Raw genomic sequence first — 3,703 nt, forward strand, 5'->3', positions numbered from 1 at the left:
ATACCCGCTGCAACCGCGTTTGGGTAGGGCAATGTTCGCCTGCGTGGCTCCTAGCCTGGGGTTCGCCAACAGTATCTCAAGAAGCCCTACCACCAGGATCCTTGCGCTCCCTTTTTCCTCGCCCGCTGGCTCGCCCAGGCGCTTTTCCTGCACAATACGTGTAAGCCGTTTATTGGACTTAACAACTAAATCCGGCCTCGTCCCAATACCATGCAAAGAAGCTCACGCCAAGCCGCCAAGTTGCGAAGGGTGAGCGCACCTCCGCGAAAACCTTTGCGCCTTTGCGCCTTTGCGTCAAACAAACCGCCTTATGGGCAAGGTATTGGGCCTAGTCCAGAAACCCGTCCAGGCGTGATGTTGCCCGCCGAGGCTCTCCGCTCCGCCCAAAATGATCCCGCCGAAAGACAATCTCGCCCGCCGCCATCGTCAGCATGACCTGGCCCTTCAGGTGCTGTCCATGCAGCGGTGTGTTGCGCCCCCGCGAGGCAAATTGGCTTGCATCAACCGTCCAGGCTTGATCAGGCTGAAAAATGACGATGTCCGCCCGCGCTCCAGGATGCAGCGTCGCCGGCGAACGCCCAAGTACCTGCGCCGGTCCTTCCGTCAGTTTGGCGACCAGGTTGACCAGATCCATTTCGCCACGATGTACCAGCGTGAGCACCAGCGCTAGCGCTGTTTCAAGCCCGCTGATCCCCGGCGCGGCAACCCCATATTCGCACTCTTTATCCACCCGCGCCTGCGGCGCATGCCCGGTGGCAATCGCGTCAATCGTGCCATCCCGTAACCCCGCGACCAGCGCATCAACATCAGCCTGCGTACGCAACGGTGGGCACACCCGTGTGCTCGTGTCGTATGGTTCTAACAGGGCTGGATCAAGCCACGAGGGGATGATCTGTTCCGGAGGCGCACTTCGTCGCCCTTTGCGCGATGATGCTGGCGGGGGCGGTGGCCCAGCAGGTACCGCCACGGTTTCGTGCGGGACAAGTTTGCCCAGAACCCAGCGATCAGTGAGGGTCAGATGATGTGGCGTGACTTCAGCCGTGATCCGTACCCCTCGTGCCCGTGCTGCACGCAGCAGCGCAACCGCACCCGCTGTGCTCACATTGCAGACATGCAGATGCACCCCGGTCAATTCCGCCAGCGCAATGTCACGCGCAAGCATCGCCTCTTCCGCTGCCGCAGGAAAGCCGGCCAGACCCAGACGGGTGCTGACAATCCCTTCGTGCATCGCCCATCCTCGCGTCAGACCAGGTTCTTCACAATGGGTCATCACCGGAACACCAAGCGCTGCGGCATAGGTCATGGCCTGGCGCATCAAACCAGCATCAGCCACCGGGTGCCCTCCATCACTAAAGGCAATACACCCCGCTTCGCTGAGTTCGATCATATCGGCCAGCGCTTTGCCCGCGCATCCCTGGGTCAACGCACCAATCACATCAACCCGTACATGCCCCTCGCGTCGCGCCAGTGCCTGCACATGGCGCACGACCGCTGCCGTGTCAGGGGTTGGCCGCGTCGTCGGCATCGCACAAACGGTCGTAAAACCCCCACGCGCCGCCGCTAGGGTGCCCGTCGCGATCGTCTCTTTCTGCTCTTCGCCAGGCTCCCGCAAATGCGTATGCAAGTCGGTAAAACCTGGCGCGATGACCGCTCCACGTGCGTTGATGATTTCGATATCATCCCCAATGCTTTCGTTATCGGCATGCCAATCGGCAAGTTCGCTTACTTGCTCAACGACGCCATCACAGATAACGACATCGCCCACCGTTGCGACCCGACGGGCAGGATCAATGATTGACCCGTGTTTGATAATATAGCGCATTGCTCACCTCATCTATCCTGCCAACCAGTAGAGTAACGCCATCCGTACCGCGACCCCATTGGTTACCTGGGCTTCAATCACCGAGTTGGGGGCTGTCGCTGCCTCGGGCCAGATCTCGACCCCTTCGTTCATCGGCCCTGGATGCATGATCAACGTCTCGGCACCAAGCCGCTCGAGCCGCTCAGGGGTCAACGCATAGGCCCGACTATACTCGCGCAATGAAGGCAATAAGCCCGCCTGCATTCGCTCTTTCTGCAGACGCAACACCATCACGACGTCGGCCCCTTCGAGCGCTTCGTCAAGCCGATGGCTGATGCTGATCTGCGGCCACGTCGCTGTCCAAAAGTGGGCCGGCCCCAGGAGCGTTGGCGGCGCACAGAGCGTGACATGCGCTCCCAGTCGGGTCAATCCCCACAGATCCGAACGGGCGACCCGACTGTGCAGGATGTCGCCAACAATCACGACCTTCAACCCGCGGATGCGATCCAGTCGCTCCCGGATCGTAAAGAGGTCAAGCAAGGCTTGCGTCGGGTGCGCATGCCGTCCGTCGCCCGCGTTGATGACCGCCCCCGCGAAATGCTGGGCCACCAGATACGGGGCCCCCGCTTGGCTGTGTCGAATGACTACCATCTCAGCGCCTAGCGCTTGCAAGGTGCGCACGGTGTCAATCAGTGACTCACCCTTTTCAACACTGCTTCCCCGCGCACTAAACGAGACGACATTCGCCGACAAGGCTTTCGCCGCCAACTCGAAGCTGATCCGTGTTCGCGTACTATCCTCAAAAAACATATTGACGACCGTTCGCCCACGCAAGGTCGGTACTTGCTTGATCTCACGCGCAAGCACTTCTTTCATGCTCTCGGTAAGCTCAAGGATCTCTTCGATCTCCGCCGCCGTCATCTCATCAAGATCAATGACATGCCGCCGCCGTCTACTCACCATCTCCATCTTCGCTCCCCCTCCGCGCCTCCGCGCCTCTGCGTTAAATTCCTCCGCGCCTCAACTACGCACGCGAAATAACCACCCCATCCTGACCATCAATCTCACGCACATGCACCGCTACCCGTTCACTCCGCGAAGTTGGCACATTCTTGCCGACAAAATCAGCCCGAATCGGCAATTCACGATGCCCCCGGTCAATCAGCACGGCCAGTTGAATGCACGCCGGTCGCCCAAGATCCGCAATCGCGTCAAGTGCCGCCCGCACCGTCCGCCCGGTATAGAGCACATCATCAACCAGGACGACCACTTTGTCGGTCAGATCATGCTGAATCTCGGTCTTGCGTACCAGGGGCGTAGGCCCGCGCATCCGCAAATCATCACGATAGAGGGTAATGTCAAGTTGCCCAACCGGAACACGAATACCCTCAAAATCAGCAATCGATGCCGCAATCCGCTCGGCGAGCGGCACACCACGTTGCCGAATTCCTACCAGGATGACCTCCTGCAAACCTCCGTTGCGCTCATCAATTTCGTGCGCAATGCGTACCAGCGCCCGCCGAATGTCGTCAGGGGTCAGGATCTGCTTTTGCTCGCTCATCATTCGCCTCGCTTAGGTCGGTCACCATACCGGTGTACCGCCCGCCCATCAGATGCCCGGAAACACAAAAAAACCTGACCCCACCCTGGGATCAGGGTACACGGGTCAGGCTCGCTTCGCGCCATAATGACGCGCAATACTTGCTCACAAGCACTCCTTTACAGCCTCACGGGGCTGCGTTAAAGGCTAGCTAAAGGTAGCACACGGGGCGGCGCTTGTCAATCCGTCATCTTCTGCCGTCCAGGGCGATTGCATCTTCCGTGTAGGCACCCGCAAGGGCACCCGCAAGGGCACCCGCAAGGGCACCCGCAAGGGCACCCGCAAGGGCACCCGCAAGGGCA

At 60.1% G+C, this 3,703-nt stretch carries 3 protein-coding genes; all 3 read right to left on the bottom strand.

Translation table 11 applies throughout. From position 1 onward, the window contains the following. Nucleotides 1-328 precede the first annotated feature (328 nt). The 3 genes from A9Q02_RS19355 to pyrR all read right to left on the bottom strand — a co-directional run bounded on the left by A9Q02_RS19355 (nt 329) and on the right by pyrR (nt 3,362). Nucleotides 329-1,822: a dihydroorotase gene (locus tag A9Q02_RS19355; RefSeq protein ID WP_097654724.1), complete on the bottom strand. Its 1,494-nt coding sequence runs from the start codon at nt 1,820-1,822 to the stop codon at nt 329-331. Nucleotides 1,823-1,834: 12 nt separating this feature from the next. Beyond that, on the bottom strand, nt 1,835-2,761 hold the full coding sequence (locus A9Q02_RS19360; protein ID WP_097654726.1) for an aspartate carbamoyltransferase catalytic subunit: 927 nt from the start codon (nt 2,759-2,761) through the stop codon (nt 1,835-1,837). Nucleotides 2,762-2,825: 64 nt separating this feature from the next. Next, nucleotides 2,826-3,362 carry a bifunctional pyr operon transcriptional regulator/uracil phosphoribosyltransferase PyrR gene (gene pyrR, locus A9Q02_RS19365; protein WP_097654725.1) on the bottom strand — a complete coding sequence of 179 codons (537 nt, stop codon included), beginning with the start codon at nt 3,360-3,362 and terminating at the stop codon, nt 2,826-2,828. Between the last annotated feature and the right edge of the window lie 341 nt (nt 3,363-3,703).

This window comes from Candidatus Chloroploca asiatica (assembly GCF_002532075.1).
Lineage (GTDB): Bacteria > Chloroflexota > Chloroflexia > Chloroflexales > Chloroflexaceae > Chloroploca > Chloroploca asiatica.